This is a genomic window from Photobacterium lutimaris (assembly GCF_003025555.1).
GTDB classification, from domain to species: Bacteria; Pseudomonadota; Gammaproteobacteria; order Enterobacterales; family Vibrionaceae; genus Photobacterium; species Photobacterium lutimaris.
Map to the genome: position 1 here is coordinate 14,773 of NZ_PYMH01000013.1, position 18,630 is coordinate 33,402.

At 43.4% G+C, this 18,630-nt stretch carries 15 protein-coding genes; 3 read left to right on the forward strand and 12 right to left on the reverse strand.

The features are described from left to right. Window positions 1–59 precede the first annotated feature (59 nt). Together C9I99_RS21000 and C9I99_RS27245 are read left to right on the forward strand one after the other, a co-directional pair. Window positions 60–317 (forward strand): hypothetical protein, encoded by a 258-nt coding sequence (locus tag C9I99_RS21000; protein ID WP_107350796.1) that lies wholly within the window; start codon window positions 60–62, stop codon window positions 315–317. A gap of 2 nt (window positions 318–319) precedes the next feature. Next, window positions 320–472 (forward strand): hypothetical protein, encoded by a 153-nt coding sequence (locus tag C9I99_RS27245; RefSeq protein ID WP_166645500.1) that lies wholly within the window; start codon window positions 320–322, stop codon window positions 470–472. Between the two features lie 1,126 nt (window positions 473–1,598). Here C9I99_RS27245 and C9I99_RS21010 read toward each other — a convergent pair. Next, window positions 1,599–2,282: a hypothetical protein gene (locus C9I99_RS21010; protein WP_133638287.1), complete on the reverse strand. Its 684-nt coding sequence runs from the start codon at window positions 2,280–2,282 to the stop codon at window positions 1,599–1,601. 881 nt (window positions 2,283–3,163) lie between these two features. Between C9I99_RS21010 and C9I99_RS21015 the strand changes: the two genes are divergently transcribed. Next, a complete protein-coding gene (locus C9I99_RS21015) occupies window positions 3,164–4,255 on the forward strand; it encodes a replication initiation protein (protein WP_107350799.1) in 1,092 nt (363 codons plus the stop codon). A gap of 329 nt (window positions 4,256–4,584) precedes the next feature. Here C9I99_RS21015 and C9I99_RS21020 read toward each other — a convergent pair whose 3' ends face one another. From C9I99_RS21020 to C9I99_RS21080, 11 genes are all read right to left on the reverse strand, one after another. Further along, window positions 4,585–4,926 carry a hypothetical protein gene (locus C9I99_RS21020; RefSeq protein WP_107350800.1) on the reverse strand — a complete coding sequence of 114 codons (342 nt, stop codon included), beginning with the start codon at window positions 4,924–4,926 and terminating at the stop codon, window positions 4,585–4,587. Window positions 4,927–4,985: 59 nt separating this feature from the next. After that, window positions 4,986–5,891, reverse strand: coding sequence for an endonuclease/exonuclease/phosphatase family protein (locus tag C9I99_RS21025; RefSeq protein ID WP_107350801.1), 906 nt, complete (start codon window positions 5,889–5,891; stop codon window positions 4,986–4,988). A 409-nt stretch (window positions 5,892–6,300) separates the two neighbouring features. Beyond that, window positions 6,301–6,543, reverse strand: a complete 243-nt coding sequence (locus C9I99_RS21035; RefSeq protein WP_107350803.1) for a hypothetical protein — start codon at window positions 6,541–6,543, stop codon at window positions 6,301–6,303. 77 nt (window positions 6,544–6,620) lie between these two features. Continuing rightward, entirely contained in the window at window positions 6,621–8,330 is a 1,710-nt protein-coding gene (locus C9I99_RS21040) for a conjugal transfer protein TraG N-terminal domain-containing protein (protein ID WP_107350804.1), read from the reverse strand. 11 nt (window positions 8,331–8,341) lie between these two features. Then, entirely contained in the window at window positions 8,342–10,072 is a 1,731-nt protein-coding gene (locus tag C9I99_RS21045; protein ID WP_107350805.1) for a hypothetical protein, read from the reverse strand. Between the two features lies 1 nt (window position 10,073). After that, on the reverse strand, window positions 10,074–11,696 hold the full coding sequence (locus C9I99_RS21050) for a conjugal transfer protein TraG N-terminal domain-containing protein (RefSeq protein WP_107350806.1): 1,623 nt from the start codon (window positions 11,694–11,696) through the stop codon (window positions 10,074–10,076). Window positions 11,697–11,699: 3 nt separating this feature from the next. Next, window positions 11,700–13,139: a hypothetical protein gene (locus C9I99_RS21055; RefSeq protein ID WP_107350807.1), complete on the reverse strand. Its 1,440-nt coding sequence runs from the start codon at window positions 13,137–13,139 to the stop codon at window positions 11,700–11,702. Window positions 13,140–13,508: 369 nt separating this feature from the next. Continuing rightward, window positions 13,509–15,731, reverse strand: coding sequence for a replication initiator protein RctB domain-containing protein (locus C9I99_RS21060; protein ID WP_133638285.1), 2,223 nt, complete (start codon window positions 15,729–15,731; stop codon window positions 13,509–13,511). A 1,022-nt stretch (window positions 15,732–16,753) separates the two neighbouring features. After that, window positions 16,754–17,494 (reverse strand): hypothetical protein, encoded by a 741-nt coding sequence (locus C9I99_RS21065; RefSeq protein ID WP_107350809.1) that lies wholly within the window; start codon window positions 17,492–17,494, stop codon window positions 16,754–16,756. Window positions 17,495–17,581: 87 nt separating this feature from the next. Beyond that, the gene (locus C9I99_RS21070) at window positions 17,582–18,184 is read right to left on the reverse strand and encodes a hypothetical protein (RefSeq protein WP_107350810.1); all 603 of its coding nucleotides are present in this window, start codon (window positions 18,182–18,184) and stop codon (window positions 17,582–17,584) included. Between the two features lie 193 nt (window positions 18,185–18,377). Beyond that, window positions 18,378–18,629, reverse strand: a complete 252-nt coding sequence (locus C9I99_RS21080) for a hypothetical protein (RefSeq protein WP_107350812.1) — start codon at window positions 18,627–18,629, stop codon at window positions 18,378–18,380. Between the last annotated feature and the right edge of the window lies 1 nt (window position 18,630).

Sequence of the window (18,630 nt, forward strand, 5' to 3'; positions counted from 1 at the left end):
CAGAAGTATGCAACCCCATGGGCAATTACTTATGGTAGTAACCACTCAATGGATCAGACATGGACGAAAGACGCAGAGTATTCGAGGTTTCAAAAGAAGAAGGGCTTTTTGATTTTTTGGTCGCAGCTGCCCAGCTGTTCGGCACTCTGGATACTGTGGTGGTTGAAAAAGTTACCGACAAGGGATTTGTTCACGTTGCAGGTTACTCAGTCATAGAAACGGTCGTCAAAACGGGCAATGGATTTGAGAAAAAGAAAGGTACTGTTCCTGCGAAGATTGAGCCGACTGTTAAGATCAAACCAGCGACAGGATATTAGTAATGACGAATAAGTATTTCGACATAAGAGAAGTCATCTTTCGTAGCTGTTTAGCAATTTCATTGTTTATGGATCAACTTGATAGGTATGACCGCGAAGCCAAAGCAATCAGGCAAGCAGATAGGCTGAAAGAATTAGAAAGCGATAGTCGCTAACTCAAGATTGGAGTTCAAGCCAGGTTAACTAGCACCTCAATGGGGCTGTTAGTCTCGATCCTTATTTAATTTATCACCTTTCTTTCGCAAAATGTGAGTAGCTATTGCCGTCACGATAACTAAAGTTAAGACAGCTACGCTAAACCAGATAACAAAATTCATGAGTTCCCCTTGCTTCAAAGCAAAACAGGCGTATCGAAAACCGATACGCCTGTTTGTTATTTATTTCTTTCCCCGGCATCAATCCACTTCAAGAAGGCGGGGGCGGTAGCAGTTAGTGCCACAAGAGCAAAGATAGGTAGTGCAACCCAAATTAGATTGGTCATTGAAATTCTCCTTACCAGAGTTCTTATTTAAATTATATCAGTTCGTTAGAAGAAGCGCTTGCATAAACGCCCAGTAAGCATCAAAAGCATGGCTACGACAAATACGTAATAGTTATGATCTACATCAAACCAAATGCTCTGTACAGTGGTGTGGCAGGCAGAGCCGAACATGCTAGCTCCACTTAATATGGAGAGGTCATATATTTCATTTCGTAGTAACACTAGTCCTTTTGCAAGTAGAACAAGGACCTTAGTTAGCCAAGATTTTAGATTGGCTTTGCATAAGCGTAGCCATTGGATAAATCGCACGTCTATTCCTTTGTAGAGAAAAGGCACACGAAACCAATAAGGTACATGTACCTTATTGGCATGGGTGAACAAAAAGCTCACAAGTTGTTTGAAATGTGCATTACTGCAATGCTGAAACTCATAGAAGAGTGACCAACTAAACAGCTGATGGTCATAGGGTAAGCTAATGCTTATGTACTGAAACAATACTAACGTGTTTGTTTCAAATCAACTAAAACGATTTATGGCCGCCCAAACACTGTCAGTTGCTAACCGTAATAATGGCGGTTATTTCGGTTAAAGGCAGGTGTGAACGGGGTCTGATGGTTCCGTTCCTGTACTGACCTTAGCCATAGTTCTCATAGGCACTATCTAAATAACGGCTATTATTGCGATCATACTAAAAGCATAGCCAGCACTGAACTGTGCCGACTTTGTTGTTTAAGATCCCCATGTCGTAAGTGTTACCTTCGAAGCGAACGTTCCATAAAGCATTTGCCGCGGATTCTTTATTATGTTCTTTTGGCCAAGTTCTCGATGTCATATGCATGCCAACGGTTGATAATGTGATCAGGTAGTTCCCCATTACTGATATATGCGTTAAAAACCTCCAGCGCTTCAGTGAAGCCGTAAGCCACGACAGCTAAGTAACCTTGTTCAAGTAAAGCCAGTCGGCATTGGTGTTGGTCGTAAGACACCTCTTTTAAAGCTGCATTTAAACTACGGTAATCTTCTACCATCTTTTTCATCTCTATGAATAAGCCGTGATAATGCAGTCTTGGTACACAGAACTGAAGGTCGGGAAAACCTTTGCAAAGGCCAGCAGCCACCATTCGAAACCCCTCTGCCCCAACACGTCTGCCACCATTCGGAGATGCGTTGGTCAGTTTTTCTAGGCTAGGATTATTGATGCTAACTACTTCTAGGAATTTAACTTGGTAGAAATACTCTTTGTCTTTACTAATCAGATCAGGGGTTTTGTGCAGTCTTGATAGCTCCTTGGTAAATTTAGAGTGCCAAAGACTGTCAGTGACACACCCACCAGCCTTAGACTTTCTTTTCTTTTGGGTTTTGGTGGGCGTCTGGGTTATTTCTGATTGCGGTGCTTGCTGTAGCTGCCTAAATTCGGCCGCTGACATACGAGTAGTAGTGACCGTTGATGCGTCGATGCCTGCAAAGTGTCGTTTAAAGGACATTGGAATAATTCTCAGTGGGCTAAATAAACCACTGTAATCCGACGCCCATTTTGTCAATGGCCGTCAAATATTCCAGCCTTGGCAAACAGAACTGTAGGTCAGGAAAGCCTTTGCAAAGGCTACCATTCAGAAGCCCTCTGCCCTAACCCGCATACCGCCATTTGGTGGTGCGTTCACTAACTATGTACCAATCTTATGCCAGTACTAGAAAATCGGTTATCTCCAAATTGGAGGTTTCCCCTGCACTTCTTGCTCTACTATGCCAAATAGCACTTGTTTTCCTCGATGTATATCGGCCTGTTGCCATAAAGATCTATCAATGATCAAAAAGAGAAGTTCTTGTTTTTTTAGTGGCCGGAGGCCGATTTAGGCATGTTGTGTGATAACTCCTTGAGTTATCCACAAATATGGCGTTAATAATCTATAAAGTTATATGATCTTGTATGAAGATCTATTTGATCTATAGATCTATAGGCTTCTCGATCCTCTTTTTAATTCAATACTTTATAGATTTAAGTGTGGGGGTATACTCCTTAAAGTGTGGGAGTCCACTCCTCGAAACGTGGGGCTTAGCTCCTCAAAGTGTGGGGTTTTACTCGTTAAAGTGTGGGAGTCCATTCTTCTAAGTGTGGGGGCCTACTCTTCGCTCTCCACAGCTTATCTACCTGTGGGTAACTATCAGAAAATAATGACAAAGTTCTAAGTGTGGGATTTTACTCCTTGAAGTGTGGGAGTCTACTCTGAAGCTTTACAAAAGATGTATAATTACTCCGTAACATCTTGTATTGATAATTGGTACCCTTTATTATTATGTGAATTATGTATGCTTACTCCGTAGCTACAGAGTAAACATACACAGATCACAAAATTTAAGGGACTCCATGGCCAGGCAGGTTCTTCGCTACCAGCAACTTCCAAGCATTGATATCGAGTTTTTCAAGAAAAGCCACGAAATGGTTTTTTCGCAACTGGCTCTGTCACCCGTTGAGCATGATTTAATGGCATTGATGCTTACCCGGCTTAGCGAGGACCACTGGGAAGAGGAAGTGATCGGTGAATCAAAAAGAAAGATCAATCCAACGTATGAGTTTGGCATTGATGTACTTTGTGACTGGCTAGGTGTTAAATCAGCCGATATTTATAATGTGACACAAGAGCCAGCCAGCCGATTAGCGGGTCGCAAAATTGGTATTAAAAACAGCAAAGCTAAAAAATACCGCTTTACCCCTTTGTTTGAAGATCTGATCTATGAAAATGGCACGTTAACGATGATCCCGAACAATGCGTTGATGGAGCAATATATCGGCCTAACAAAAGGTCACAGCCAGATACCCCAAAAAGTCTTCAGAAATCTGAAGAGGGAAAACGCCAAGCGTTTGTTCTCCATGCTATGCCGATTTAAAGATCCGGCCAAGGGGTCTCTTAAGGCCTTTGATTTTCAAGATCTGTATGGCATGTTTGGGCTGCTCAATGAAAGAGGTGAGCTGGTCAAAAAAAGTTACCAGAGAACTTCCGAATTCATTCGAACCATTATCAAGCCAGCCATCAAAGAAATTGATGAAAAAGAACCATTGCTGACCTTCCACATTGATGAGAAATCGGGTAATTACGGTTATCAGCCGCTCAAATCAGGCAGGAAGATAACAGGTATTAAATTTCTGTTTTCGTGGGATATCGAAAAGATTGCCTCATCAAAACCTGTAGTTAAAAAAGTGGCTAGCCAAACAGAACAGACGGACGAGGAAGTATCTGCCGTCGATTTGCTGACCACCTATGTCCTGGTTAACAACTACACCCCAGATCAACCAAATAACCCGTCGACCCAACAGCTAAAGGACATTATGGAGCATTCGAACTGGTTGTCCGAGAATGGTAAAGAAGTGGTCGATGTACGCTTCATGCTGAACTACAAAATGGCCATCGCAGAAGCTAGAGCCAGAGAATCAGGTATGTTCAATAGCGACGGAGAATAGTGCCAGTTACCAATTCCCCCCACCAACGGTGGGGGCTGTTTTACACCATCCCCGCTCACTGATTATTAGCCACATTGTTATCCACTGTTTCTGTGTGAATAAGTCCGAAGGCGATTGAAAAATCAGAATTTACCCCGGCATTTGCTTGGTTACTAACGTAAGTTCGGCTTTATCTTAGGAGGTAACAAAGACACAAGAGATATTGTTATGTGGGAATTAGTGATTGAATTGGTGATCGTTATATTGAAGATGGCTTTAATGTTATTAGGAAGTAAGTAGCAAGAGCAAGCTAGGCTAGGCCTCCCCTAGCCTTTATTCTTATCCCAATTCTATTGTTTGATTAGCTTGTTATTGCTATGCAAACGCAATGTAGCCGCAATAATGCACTCTACACCCATGTCATCAAATGTCAGGCCGGAGATAGATTTACTTGCTTGTTCGTATACATCAAAAGCATCTAGCGTAATATTATGTAATAGAACACTGTCATCGTGCTCTATACGCTCTCTGATAACGTCAACTTCAGTTGATGGCTCATCATCCGCTTCGTCGTATGTTGCGATTGTCTTGAGGCCTGTTGGCTCTTGTAGAAATAGCACTTCGGAAGCGGCTCTAGTCATACTGACCCAGAAAAATGTTTGTTTAGGTTGAGATATATCTGCACTCGACATTTTGTACTCCATCGTTAAAAAGCTAAGGTAATGAGTAAGATAACCCATGTAAAAATTTGTCAAATGCGGAAATCGACACCAATCGGACAATGGTCTGAGAGTTTGTACTTAGTAGTGTTTACATAGGATGGCGTAGTCTGTTTGAATGATCCTTCAACAATTAGGTTCGATGCTTGTTCACCTGTCACAATGTGGTCAATGTAGTCAGGATACTGAGTGATGCGTGATGAACCAGTTCGGCGGTTATAAACCTTACTCCAACACTGTGATTTAGCGATACCAGATGCTGATTTGAGGTTGTATTTATTCTGCTTTAACGTATCAAGAAACCACGGGTTACGGTTCGATGTCATTCTTCTATTGAAGTCGCCAACAATTGCATAAGCAGCGCCTTCTTTTTCACGTTCCGAAACCCATTTAGCCAAAATTTTTGATTGCTTGTCTAGTACCTGGCACTTATCCCTAGGTTGACTAAAGCATGAGGACTTTAAATGTACGCTCAGTAGTCGAATATAGTCTTCACCATTGTTTTTTATTGTGATATCAACAGCGTGCCTCATTCGATTGCGGTTCTCAACATCCAAATTAAGATCTAAATTTCGAACGTAATCAATGCCATCTGCGATGACGAAGCCGGTATATTGTCGCCACAGTTCTTTATTCTGATGTTGATTGTATGTCACTGCGCGGCCACTCATTTCAATGGCGTAATCATCACCGACGACTTTTCGAAGTGCACCTTCAGAGCCAACCTCTTGAAATGACAATACCTCAATGCCGGTTTGCGCAAAAGTATCTGCAAGCGCTGCGTAGTCGTCGCTAGAGCGCATAGACTGATGACGGCTCGATTGCTCATCCAGCCACTCGATGTTCCACGTCCCGATACGGACTGTATCAGCGAATGCGATAGTTGATGTTAGGACTGTGATGGCCAGTGTTGATATAGTTTTAGTGATGAAGTTCATTGATCTGGTTTCCATTAAAATTATTCATCTACGCATTAAATCAATGCGGACTTCAACCATCATATTTGCGTTGGAAATATGTCAATATCAGCTAGTTAATGAAGGTTGGCGACGAGAAATAGATTAATCTAGTAGGTAGTGACCAGTAATACTGGCCACTGTGGTTTGGGTTGTTGGTGGTAATTTCCGCTGTGATGTCCATACCTACCTCCAGAAACTCAGCATTTTGCGGGTTCTCGTAACGAACAAGTCCCAGAGCTGGTCATCAAAACCATGTTTTAGATGGTGCTTCTTCATTTGTTGCTTTAATTTATATAGCTCTCGCTTGAACAAAATATAGCGAGTGAGTGTTAGCGCCATGCCCAAAGTTGAAAAGCAACTCACGTAAAGTAATATTGATTCACTCATCTTATATCTCCGTGCTACCGACCCACTGCTGGCCAAGGTAAGCGCAGTAAGCTATTTCATTAGATAGGCCTGGGACATTGATACACGCCTTCTCTAGAGCGTTGTAATCCCATCCAGAGCTAGGTGCGGGGATAGTGTGCTGCACGTGGTTATCTTCATCCTTAATGTTGAGTGGCTTGAACTCATTGTCAACCAATAGGCACGGCTCATTTGGGTTAATTGGTCTTGCTACACATTTTATCATTGTTCCAAAATCCTCTTATCGCTTAACTTCCTGATATTGGGGACTATATCTCGTCCCCATATGTTGCAAGCCCTGTGTTAATTTGGGCTTGTGAGGTCACTATCAACAACATTAGTCATTGAGTCGTTGTCATCATCCAGATCACCCTTATCTCCGCCCTTATTTAGCACGTTGTGCAGTCTTATTGCGGAACTGGTTAGCTTTCCGGAAGTAGCCGACTTAGAGAAATCTTCAACGAGTGCATTTACTTGGTTACCCGCGGTATTGGCAATCATCTGTATCAGGACGATCCACAAGCCACTTAGCATCAAAGTTGCCATCAGGCCTATTGTGTAAACCTCGGTGCCGTCAATTACGGTCATGGGATTTAAGTTGAATACTGGGTTGCTGTGCATGCTATGCAGGATCGTGGTAATTGTCTCTCCCACAGCCTGCACGTAGCCGGTCATTCCTAAACTGAAATAGAAAATGGCGAGGTGATAAAGCAACTTCATGTTGTAGCTACTAAGAACCATCAATAATGGCAACACCATTAGTATTAAGCCTTGGATTAGCAAAACGGCTGTCGGTGCTATCGCTTGATACACTTGGAGCTTAAGCCACTGGTCAATCGAGGAGAATGCCCATGTCACCCGATAAGTGGTATCTACAATTACATCACCAATAGCGTCGGTGATACTTTCGTAGGTTGGCATCTCGAAATCAAAATCAGGTAGTCCAAACCACGAAATGTTTTTATTGACGTTGCCAACTTCGAGTTCATAAGCAGCGATAGTGTTAGCGTACATTGAGTTAATAATCTCAGTTCTGGCCTGTGCCTCTGTTGGTGAAGGCACAAGAGATGAGTTATCACTGTTATGGTATAGCGAGAGCAGTGTTTTTAACCCTCTAATAACTAGCCAGTCTTTCTCAGTTTCCTGTGTTGCGTAGTCAACCTCCAGCAACCGCGTGAGCTCATTGGCTGCATCTCGACATCCAAGAATCGTGTTTTGATGGTGTGACTGTTCCCACTCAACAGAGGTTTGCATGGTCATTGGATCCATGGTCTGTCCGACTAAGTGATTACCAAGAAAGACTTGCTGCATTAGAGGGCTAAAAAAGGCTAGACGAGCATTGGTGTTATTCGGATACACGTTGGTATTTATTGATAGGGTTTGACCAAGCGATTCCGCTTTAAGGACCTTGTTGATCGCTTTGACATGGCATTGCTCGTTGAAGTCCGAGGTGATTTTTTGCAATGGGACGCTTTTAGCTTTGATATCGCCAATGTGTTGAGTGATGATTGAAAAGTCCACATCAGTAACACAGGTGTTTCTATCAGTGTCGATAGTACAAGGTATTTTGGCCGTTAGAGCACCGTTCGTACCTGCTGTAAGGTTCTGAATAACACCAAACAATAACGGTGGGTGTGTTCCTCCGTACATGTCAGAAAAGAGGCTGTTAGGCCTCAAGTCATCCATATTTTCCACGCCTGAAAGCCAGCTTGGGTTGGTTTTGGTAGAGAACTGCTTAAACGTGAACTCGGGCTCTCCTACTCCCCACGGCATGGCACCGATAACCAATACCACCAGCATTGAGTAAAACCTAGTCTCAATTAATTTGATTGAAAGTACGGCGGGGCTGCCGGCTGCATCACCAGCTACCCTCGCTTCAAAAAATGAAACCACTACGATGATGGCAAAGGGGATGAAAATAATGCCTGTCTCATTGAGCAGCGCCCAGATATTTCCACCTAGCGTTAGAAAGAATGGGATAATAAACAGGCCAGCAGCTTCACTAATTACCATGTTTAGCCTCCCTAGACGATACTTGGTTGTTGCGGGTCGTCGTCATCATCGTCGTTTTCATTCTGGCCTTTGTTGTAACCTTGCATAAACTTATTCATACCCATGATTACACCGCGTTGTGCAGCTGATGCGGCAGAGGTTGCCGATGCCATGATTGCTGCAGTCGCCATGGTTGTAGCGCGGATGCCCAGCGTTTGCATGAAAGTAAACCAAGCTCCAATAGCTAAAACCTTTAGCGCGAGCCCTATGTAGATCATGCTTTGTTTAGCAACTTCATTTTCAATGTTTATGCCGTCTGAAAAATCAGAAATCAGATAGACAATTACACTTTCAAACAAATCGCCTAATTGAAGCCAGAATGGAATCATGGCTAGTGAGAAGTAAAACAGCAGCACGCGACTAATCACCATTCCGTTGTAGCCGGCAATGACAAAGATGATCGGCACAGTCATGAATATGAAGCCCTGCAGCAAGGTTGCACCGACTGGCAGTGTGCGCTGCAGCATTGAAGACCTTATAGACTCCCCCATGCTTGAGAAAGCGAGACCAAGATATTCCAAGGTTCCAATAGGGCCGGTATCTGTATTGATACCTCTCATGGCTTCTCTATTAGCTGCTTCATAAGGTTCACGTTCTGGCACAACCTCAGATTGATAAATAGCCATGCGGGAGCGGTTGCGCTCGTTATCATCTGCAAATACATCATAAGACACGATAAAGTCGCTCGCCCAGGACGTAGCTGTATTTTGATAGGCAGTACGAATGATTTCGTTGAGACCATCATTGGTCGTTAGGTTTGTATCTAGACCACCAGACTGGTTTCGGAAAGATGCGATACGTGCAGCATAAGTTTCGATATCTCGGTCGTTGCTCAACATGTTGCGCCAATGCTGTAGGTTCTCATCTACTTCATCAAGAATTAGCGTACGAACATCATTTACCGCTACATTACATGTCACAACTGAATCATTAGGATCGTGTGATGGCCAGCGACTGTTAGTGTTGAAATAGAGTTGACTGTCAGCTCCACCAGAGCGGATACCACCATTATAAAGTTGCTGCACCGCTATAGAGTCAAAAGCTAATGCTGCAGGTGTGTTGTATGGGGGCAAATCAAAGTCGATGTTCATCGCTACATTGTTGCGCTTGTAAGTGTTAAGTCTGGTCACTGCCTCTTGATAGCATTGGTTATCAAAGTCACGAACCATGTCAAACACGAGTTTGTTCTTGATTTCAGCCTTTGAGAGTATTTCTGCTATTTCATGGGCGTTTTCACCCGTCGCACAGTTTAAAAAACCAATGCTCACACCGTTGATGACCGTCGATAACTCGTGAGTAAGCCCCATCAGTAAGCTTGGACGGTCATTACCATACATATCCGAAAAATTAGAGTTAGGTCTAAGGTCGGACACGTTCGTTGCATTACTGATGATAGAAGGTACATCTGCACACGCATACTGGCGATAGGTGTAAGTTGGAGTGCCGCCCATGTTTACCGGTGCCGTAGCAATTAGCAATGCCGGCAACATGACAATGTAAGATCTCTCTACTAGCTTGATGGACATCATTGCCGGGCTACCAGCGTCTTTCCCCATCGTCCGCGCCTTCATGATTGCACTCAATATTGCTAGTGCGAACGGTATAAAGATAATGCCTAGCTCATTGAATAGGTTCCAAGCATTTGCGCCAAGAGTGATCATGAATGGCAGTATGAACAAGCCTGTTGGTTCACTGATTACCATTTTAGTTTTTCCCGAAAAATTTTTGAGCAGCTTCTAACGATTGTTGGGTCGCTTTAGCTGCCTTGTTAGCAACTTCTGTTGCACCGCTAGAAAACCCGCTCGTTGAAGTTTTAAGTGCAACTCGGCCAATGAACGTACCAGCAGCAACACCCGACTTGGCCGCATTAATGGATACAGAAGCGATCAGTGCAGATATGACAGGAATTGCGTTAATACCCATCAGCGTCCCCATCAATGACCATCCACCGAGCAAAATCATTGGTGAGAGTGTTTGGAGATAACCAAGTAGATCACCTGTCGTGCTTATACCAAAGGCGCTGTTGGCCAAGGACAATAAGATGGTATCGACGTACCAAGCTATATCTAGGATATAGTAGGTACCAAACAAGAAGATAATCAGGTACATGAACGTCGCCAGAACCATTGTTGATAGACCAGAGATGATCAGTACGAGTGGCATTGCTACATACATGAAGGCAATTAAAGCTGAAATGATCACAGGCCCTAACTGACCATATAGATTAACTGCTACATGTTGTTCCAGTTGACCAATCAGAGTAGCTACTCGAGCAGCTTTCTCAGACAGTGTGGTGCTTCTTTTTTGCGCCTCGGAATTCAATACCGTGTTGAAGATCTTATCTGTGCCGGCAGAGGTGTCGATCAACGATTGATGTGCATAGCGCTCAAATACGTCTTGAGGTGATACCGGTCCTTCCCTGCCCTGGTAAGCAATGCTTGTTGCCTGTGCAAGCTCAAGGCGCTCCTGCCAGTTGTCAGCGAACCAATCAACAATCTCATTGTAAATTGACTGGCTAGCGTTGTTACATGATGCGTTAGTAACGCTAGGATTGCTTGGATCATCAAACTCACCAAAACCCACCCAGTGAGATTTGGGTATATTCATGGTCATAGGACCACTGCTTATCCCCGGAGTCGAACCAAGATATGCGCCATAAAGTTCGGCACTAAAAAACTGTTCCTGTTTTGGCATCAAGCGAACACCACCATTATATTCGCCATTAGCGATAGCCGTTTGAATGTTTTCAAAAGCAGGAACGTAACATTGCTTGTAGAACTCTCGAATTGAATAATCAAGTGGGTGTGTATCAATAGCGATTGCAACATTGTCGCTGTTCATTGCCGACTGGTTAAGGTTTACATCACAGGCAGTTTGGCCTATGAGCGTTTGGCTACTTCCGACTGCAAGGCTGTGGACAAACCCAACCCCCAGAGGCAGCTTTCTTTCACCGATGAAAGCTGCATTAGGTAGATTAGGTTGTATATTTACGACTGTTGCCGCATCTCCTAGAACCGAAACGTCACCGCCCCGGCAGGAATAGGCTTTGAATGACACTTGATCAGTAACGGACCCAAATGGCATAACAAAAAAAAGCAGAATGGCGAACTTTGTGATGAAGTCTTTTTCAATGTACTTAATCGACAAGGCAGCCGCGGAGCCCTCCATGGCTCCTTGGCTTCTGGCCTCAATCATGCCCTTGAGAACAGCGAAGGCAAAAGGAACAAGAAAAAGGCCTGTTTCATTCAAAAGTTGCCAAATTTTAGTTCCAATACCAATGCCGTAAGGGATTGTGAATGCTCCGGTGATCTCAGGCACGACTAACATTGTTTATAACCCCGCAGATGGCACAATTGCGTCAGTTACAACACCACGCTCAAGAATTTGAACAAGTGCTTTGACGTACATTTGAGGTTTATAGCCGTTTGCTTGGAGCTCTCGTTGTAGTGCCTGCTCTTGCTGGTGGAGCATTTCAATCCGTTCTAGGATCTGGCTGCGCAAGCCTGCATCACGAACTTCTTTAGTGTTGGAAGCTGTGTGCAGATACCCACGAAGATAGTTAGCTAAAGCGATGGAGCGAATGTAAGCAACGTCCACAGCTAAACCACCGATGAAGTTATATCTTATCTCAGCGTTATTGATTAAGTGCAGAGCTCGAATGTGGTCTAGTGATACGTTGAGAGATGGTGGAGCTGATACGTTACGCAGTTCTTCTTCTGTCACTAATGGCAGATTTTTATAGAGTATCTGGTGAATATCACCTGCGATTTTATTTCGCTCATTGGAGTACCAGCCTCTCAGGGTTGTGCCGGGCTCGGTAGACTGCTTACAACCGTCACAAGTTGCAATTAGGTCGGTACCTAAAACTTGTCGGCTAAGTTCTTGGATGCGCTCTGGATGTTTTTTAGGATCATCACCAAATAGCAACGAATGCATAGGATCGTTAATTACTGGATCGTCAGGGTCGATATCAGAGCCACTTAGTTCTGGATAACAACGATTGGGCTCTATCCCTCGGTAGATACAGTAACCAGTTCGTGCTGTCACACCGACCACTTCGAGGTATGTTGGATTGCCTCCTGAACCCATACCACCTACAACTCCAACACCACCCTCCTCTGCATAGAATGTTACGCCCTGCTCAGCATGGTCATGTATGTTATGAGAGCCGGTACTTTCACTTTTTGGTCTCAGGTAATCAAGTAAGTCGATTCGACTTAACTTGGTGCCAGTGCGCTTTTCAAATTCGCGCAATGAGTTAGCTTTAGCTTGGTCTGTCGGGGAGTCCATGGCAAACGACATAGCAGAAGATAGGATTGCCTCACAGCTACCGATCCCACTTAAGTAGTCGCTCATTCCCAAATTGATTCCTTCAGTTAGCAACGAATACAAGCCTGCATTGCTCTTCTGGATGTATAAGCTTCCCAAAAATGTGGCCGCGCCCTGTGGGTTACTGACCATTTCATTTACGATGTCAGCAAAGTTGTCATAAATTCGTTTGAGGGTGCCGTCTTTGAATGAGTTAACCAAAGATAAGCTCAGGTTACCGTCACAAGTGTTTAAGCCGGTGACTTTTGCACCGAACAAGTTAACGTAGCCTGGTGGCGGTACGTAATGTGATGGCGCAGTCCGGCTCGGGGTAAAGAACAACTCGAGCTTAGAGCGCTCAGCTGACGTAAGAGATTGGTCGTTATCATTACTAAACGCTGCGTTAGGTAGTCCGCAGACCAAGGCAACACATAACGATAGAGCTATTTTTTGTCTTCGCATGCTTCTCTACAATTCAATTCGATAAAGTTCATATCGTTAATTGAACGAGCAGTAAAAATAGCATTGAGCTTTCGGGGGGGCTTTAGGAGTGTAATATCTGCGTGGTGAGTTGATGGAGTCACCGCGTAAGAAGAAATATGGGGCTGAGAATTCCACAACAGAAACCGTTGACAAAGTTTGCCCATTTTACATAGACTAGTCATGAACTTATTGGGTTGAAATCTCAATGCAAACGTTAAGCAGGGCCTGAGAAACATTGTTTAACGTTAGATATCAAGGGCTGAGAAGCCTTAGTATCGTCAAAAAAACCGCCGTGGGCGGTTTTTTTGTACCTTAAACATTCACCAGCCTAATATGCACTCTGGAACATCATAGTGATTCAGGCTGACTCATTATTGATTGAATCCTTGGAAGGTTCTTAAAAACACTTTCAACAATTCGATCGTATTGACCAGACTTCCACTCTCTCAGGCTCTTTTCTCGGAAGTTTTTCGCCAGTTCCATCACTTCTTGCGGGGTAATAACTTGCCCATGTGTGTTGCTCATATAGTTAGTGAAATGGTCCAGCTCTTCTGAAGTGATCTGGACTCCACCAGCAGAGATTGGCTTAAGCTCTTTCTGTATCATTTTAAGAGCTCGGAAGGAATCTTCCTCTGCAAAGCCTACATATTCATTAAACAAACTAGCAAGGTGGTTCACTTGTATGTCTGTCATATAGGCTGTAAGAATGAAGCTAAAGTCAAAATCATCGGACATGATAAAGTTACGGTAAAGAACTTTTCTTCTTGTCGCGGTGGTACAGCGAGCTTTCATTTCTGTCACGATGCTATCAATAGCTACCTGCTCCTTGCTTATGTATTTACTCAGCGGGTGTGCGATTGTAGGAGTGTTGTTATCAAGGTCCGGATTCCATTTACTACCAGCCATGATCACCATTTCCTGTTTCTTACAATAGATTGTAAGCGTGTCACAACCCTCGGTTGTGCCGAATCTCAAGTAGTAGCCACATAAATTGAAGTCAAATGATTGTACTTTATCTTCTATTTCAAGTGATAGCGGGTTCTCGGGCTTATAGGTTGATGATAACTTTTGATGTAGCTGCTTACGTAAGCTTTGTGCACCACCAGAGAAAAACATTAAGCGTTTTAGTTCCGTGAAGTCATATGTCTGTGTATCTAGTTTCATTTCTCTGAGCGTCAGATACAGAGAGAACAGCAGTGGGTCGCCGTTAACTATTTCTTTTGGGATTACGAACAACCACTGATTAACACCATCACTACCTTCACCTTCATTGTGTTTTCCCATGAGGTTATCAATTATTCTCCGAGACAGAGTTATGAAGTAAGCGCTCGGTGGAGAATCTTGCTTTACCTTGCCGTTTTCATAAGTGGCGGCATAATCATTACTACGCTTTAGGCGATCAATGAAGATAAAATCATCACTGTCTATGAGGCCTTCCATACGCTTCTTGTTAGGTTTACCTTCCAGTTCAGACCAGACCCAACGAGCGAACTGGAGTTCTTCAATGTGATCGTCAATTTTCTTTCTTGCAGGTCCGCTGTCAGTTATTCCCTTAACGGCAAGGATTTGAGTAATTAACACCGGTAACTCTGGATCTTCATAGGCAGTTTTGAAGCGGCCTGTGTGAAGCATTTTTGCGTTATACGCGAGGGATAGCTTAATGATATCCATCATCGTCAACAATGCTTGCTGAGTAGGTACCTGCGAGTGGGCCTTACACTCGATCACATATGAGTACGAGTTTTTCCCAGTACCAACTACAAACTTTTTGTGCGCATAATTTTCTTTGTTACGACTAGTTGGAGCAAGGCTCATGAATTCAGCAGGAAATAATGCACGTGCATACGGATAGGTACTGATTTGATAAGAATCAGTACCGTTAACAACTTCAAGGCTATGGCCTTTCTCTGCAAATGACTTCTTCAATGTTTCTCTAGTCTCTTTAGAGTTGCCCCTTTTTCCTTTGGACAATTCCCGCTGCGTAAAGTCTGAGGCGATTTCACGTTTGCTACGGAGTTTGTAGCAGTAGCATTGCTTCCTAAGCACTCCGTTATCTAAGACTGGATTTTTTGTTAGAACACCTTTTTTTTCGACTAGCCCTTTGATTATCCGGGATAGTGATGGACTAGGTATGTCGTACTGATCACCAATGACTTTTGATACATCGGCGCCATTAAGAACCTTATTGGTATCAGATGCTAAAATTAGATGCTGTACAACAGTTAGCTCTTTTGAGTTTAGGTCAATGTTTTGCAGGGTTTCATTTAACTCACGTTCAGTGCCGTCAAACAAGTAAATCGAGAACCTTCTTGACTTGTTCAGAGTGGCTGGTAATTCGATGTCAGTGAGTTCAATGTCCATGCGCAAAGATGATGTGATGTGAGATTGCAGGGATATTAACACCCATTTCAATTTTGGCAAATTTTGGCTGTATCTGAGATCAGTACAAGATATGGTCAGCTGTAAAAAATAAAAAAATGATCTTCTTTTTAATGATTTATAAGTGATCTCTAACTGATATACAGTGACGTAGAGTTTTACGATATCGATGTGAACCAACAGATCGTACAATTGCCTGCAGTGAACTTAAGCTTGTGTTTTCTCACAAGTGAGTTAATCGACTATCAGATCACACAATTGCCTACAGTGAGTTTTTCCAGTTGTGGATAAGTGCGCAACCTGTAACAGATCGCACAATTGACACCTTCAGATCGTACAATTGAAGTTAACAGATCATACTAATGAGACCTACAGATCGCACAATTGGAATTCACAATAAGTCCTTATTTATCCACAACTTATGAATTAGCGCAGTTTAACAGATCGTACAATTGATCCTGCAAGGATCGCAATAAAACCCCTGTTTTATCAGGAGCTTAAAAATATCTGGTTGCTATTGATCTATACTCTATAAATGTGCGCAATGTCACATTTCATTATGTGACTGAATTACCTGTAAGTATCTGTGCATTTGACTGTCTGTGGTCGGTCAATTGTGCGATCTGTTGGTTTGTAGTTATTCTCGCCCTTCTCGGCCAGGTTCATTGTACTTAATTGTCAATTGTATGATCTGTTGATGGCTTAGTTGATTCTTCGGTTCTAACTGCACTTAACGCAATTGTACGATCTGTTGGTTTTGGGCTTTGTTGAGACTAACCGCCACACTGAGGTTCGGTGCCTCCTAAGATATAGTGTATTAAAATCATACACATAATTACGTTACAGTTAGCAGGGGCAATTGTGCGATCTGATAATTTACTGTGTTCTAGGGCTAATTCTCAGGGTAATAGAGGGGCGTTGTATTGTCAGTGGCTGAAAATCAATGACTTACCATGAATGGATTACTGATCGCAATTGTACGATCTGTAGGTGTTGGTAGTTTTAATCTGTGCTATTTACGGGCTGTAAAGCTATATACACTAAAGGTTGGGGCTAATAATCAGGCAGTTACGAGGTAATTTTGACCTCACTGTTTCGAGTGTACATTGACCCCCGAAAAGTGATTTTGAAAAAGAGCGGGTATACATCACTGTAATGACCGTACACTCCGCCCTCAAAAGTGATTTTGATCCGTTTATGACCCCCAGAAAAACTCATCTAAAGCGTGCAATCTCATCCCAAAGTTCTTCTTTGTCAGTTTCATAACTACGTCTAAGGCCTTTAAATTCAGTAACGTAGCTATCTAGATTGACTGTTAGGCCGAGGAACTGAACGTCAAAGGCATTCTCATTAACGCATCCATTATCAATTGCTAGAACCCCAGATTCATCGATGTAGGTGCAGGTATATTGAGCTAGGTTGTCATCAAAACGCTTGAGCTTTCGGGTGTCACCGACTAGTGCGCGCCCCTCAAAATAGGTGTTCAGGTCATGTTGGTCCTCAACTTGCACCACAATGCCGTTTTGTTCAAACGGCCATTCAGCGTAACTGACTCTATTTAGAGGGCCGTCTTCAATTGCTCGTATGCCCTCTCGCTCAAGACGTGTGACCAATAGTGCCTCTGATTGGCTACTGTTTACATAGAACTCTTGGCTATGAAGGCCGTCTTCATTCTCAATCGCGTTTCCGAAAGTGAACCAAGCAAATGTCTCTTTGCTTCCCTCGGTTGTTACTGATGCTGCTGAGCATTCAGAGTGTCGTACAACATTCAGAGCATCGTTAAGGTAACCGACAGTCGTTGTGCCGCGGCTTTCAAATAGCCCGACAGTTCTAAAGCCAGTTTCGCCAGGTACGTCGGCATTTAAGCAAATAAAGTCGCTCTTTTCGCTTTCTATAGCGCAGCCAGATATTGCTATTGCTGCAATCGCTGTTAATCCGATAGATATAAATTTCATATGTTAACCCCTAACCAAAGGCTGTATCGAATTGATACAGCGGTAATTTTTAATACTTATGTTACCAGCTTCAATTTACTGTCAAATTCAATGGCATTTGCCAATGTATGGGCATTTCTGCTGCCGGCACTCAGCTAGTGGCTTGCATGGTATTTTGCTATTTTTGGGCCTTGCTTTGATTTTTCTAGCCAAGGTTACTGACCGCTTATAGTGGCGCATGATCTTGGAAGAAGACCAGCCCGCTTTCCTCTGCCAATATACCTTACCATTACCAAGGACAATGGCGCCTTTGGTTGCAGGGTAACGCGTACGCACCGCTACAATCCCGACTGCCAGTTGAGCAACGTCTGATTCAATCACTTTATGACGGCTCTTAATCTCCAGTACGCATGTAGCGCCGCTGTTTAGTCGGTATACCAAGTCGGGTTTAGCTGAAACTCCAAACTCCTTATTGAAAAAAGTTCGCCGCTCGAGTGAATCGTCTGCATAGAGGAGCTTTCCTCTAAAGCCATATTGAGTCACTGGGTAAGGCAGAAACAGCCGTATTAACCGGAACCCTAAGTAGCTGGCAAGTCTAATGCTTGCGTAAACACAGGCAATGGCCACTAATAATGCCATCAGCATTTCAATATACATTTGCTGTCTGATTAGCTGCTGTACAGTCTCAATAACTAGCGAAACAGACGGCATAGCCACCTCCAGAACCGAACGAAGATACTAACCTGCTCTTCTCTAGCCTTGATTGACTCCCTCGTGTGAAAGTTATTGCCGTGATGCTGCGCTGCTGCAGCTTGCCTGGTAGTAATTCCCAGTTTGTTTAATTGGTACATGCGAGGGCACCGAACTACGGTACCCACTTCGCTTGCTGATACATTTACGCGTTTCATTGATCCTCTTTTGATTGCATTGGCTCATTGGGTGAGAGAGCTCTTAGATCACCTGTTAGCACCGACAAGGCCTGTGAGTAGCTTTGTTTGTCGAAATCTAAAATGGCTTCCAAACTTGCTGTTACGTCATCGGTACTCTCTTTGTATCGAGCATACAGAAGCTCAGGTTCTTTCAAGGCATTCGTGATATTTTGATGTGTAGGAGCTTCGCCCAGCTGAATTAGTACTTTTTTTGCTATTTCCCACATT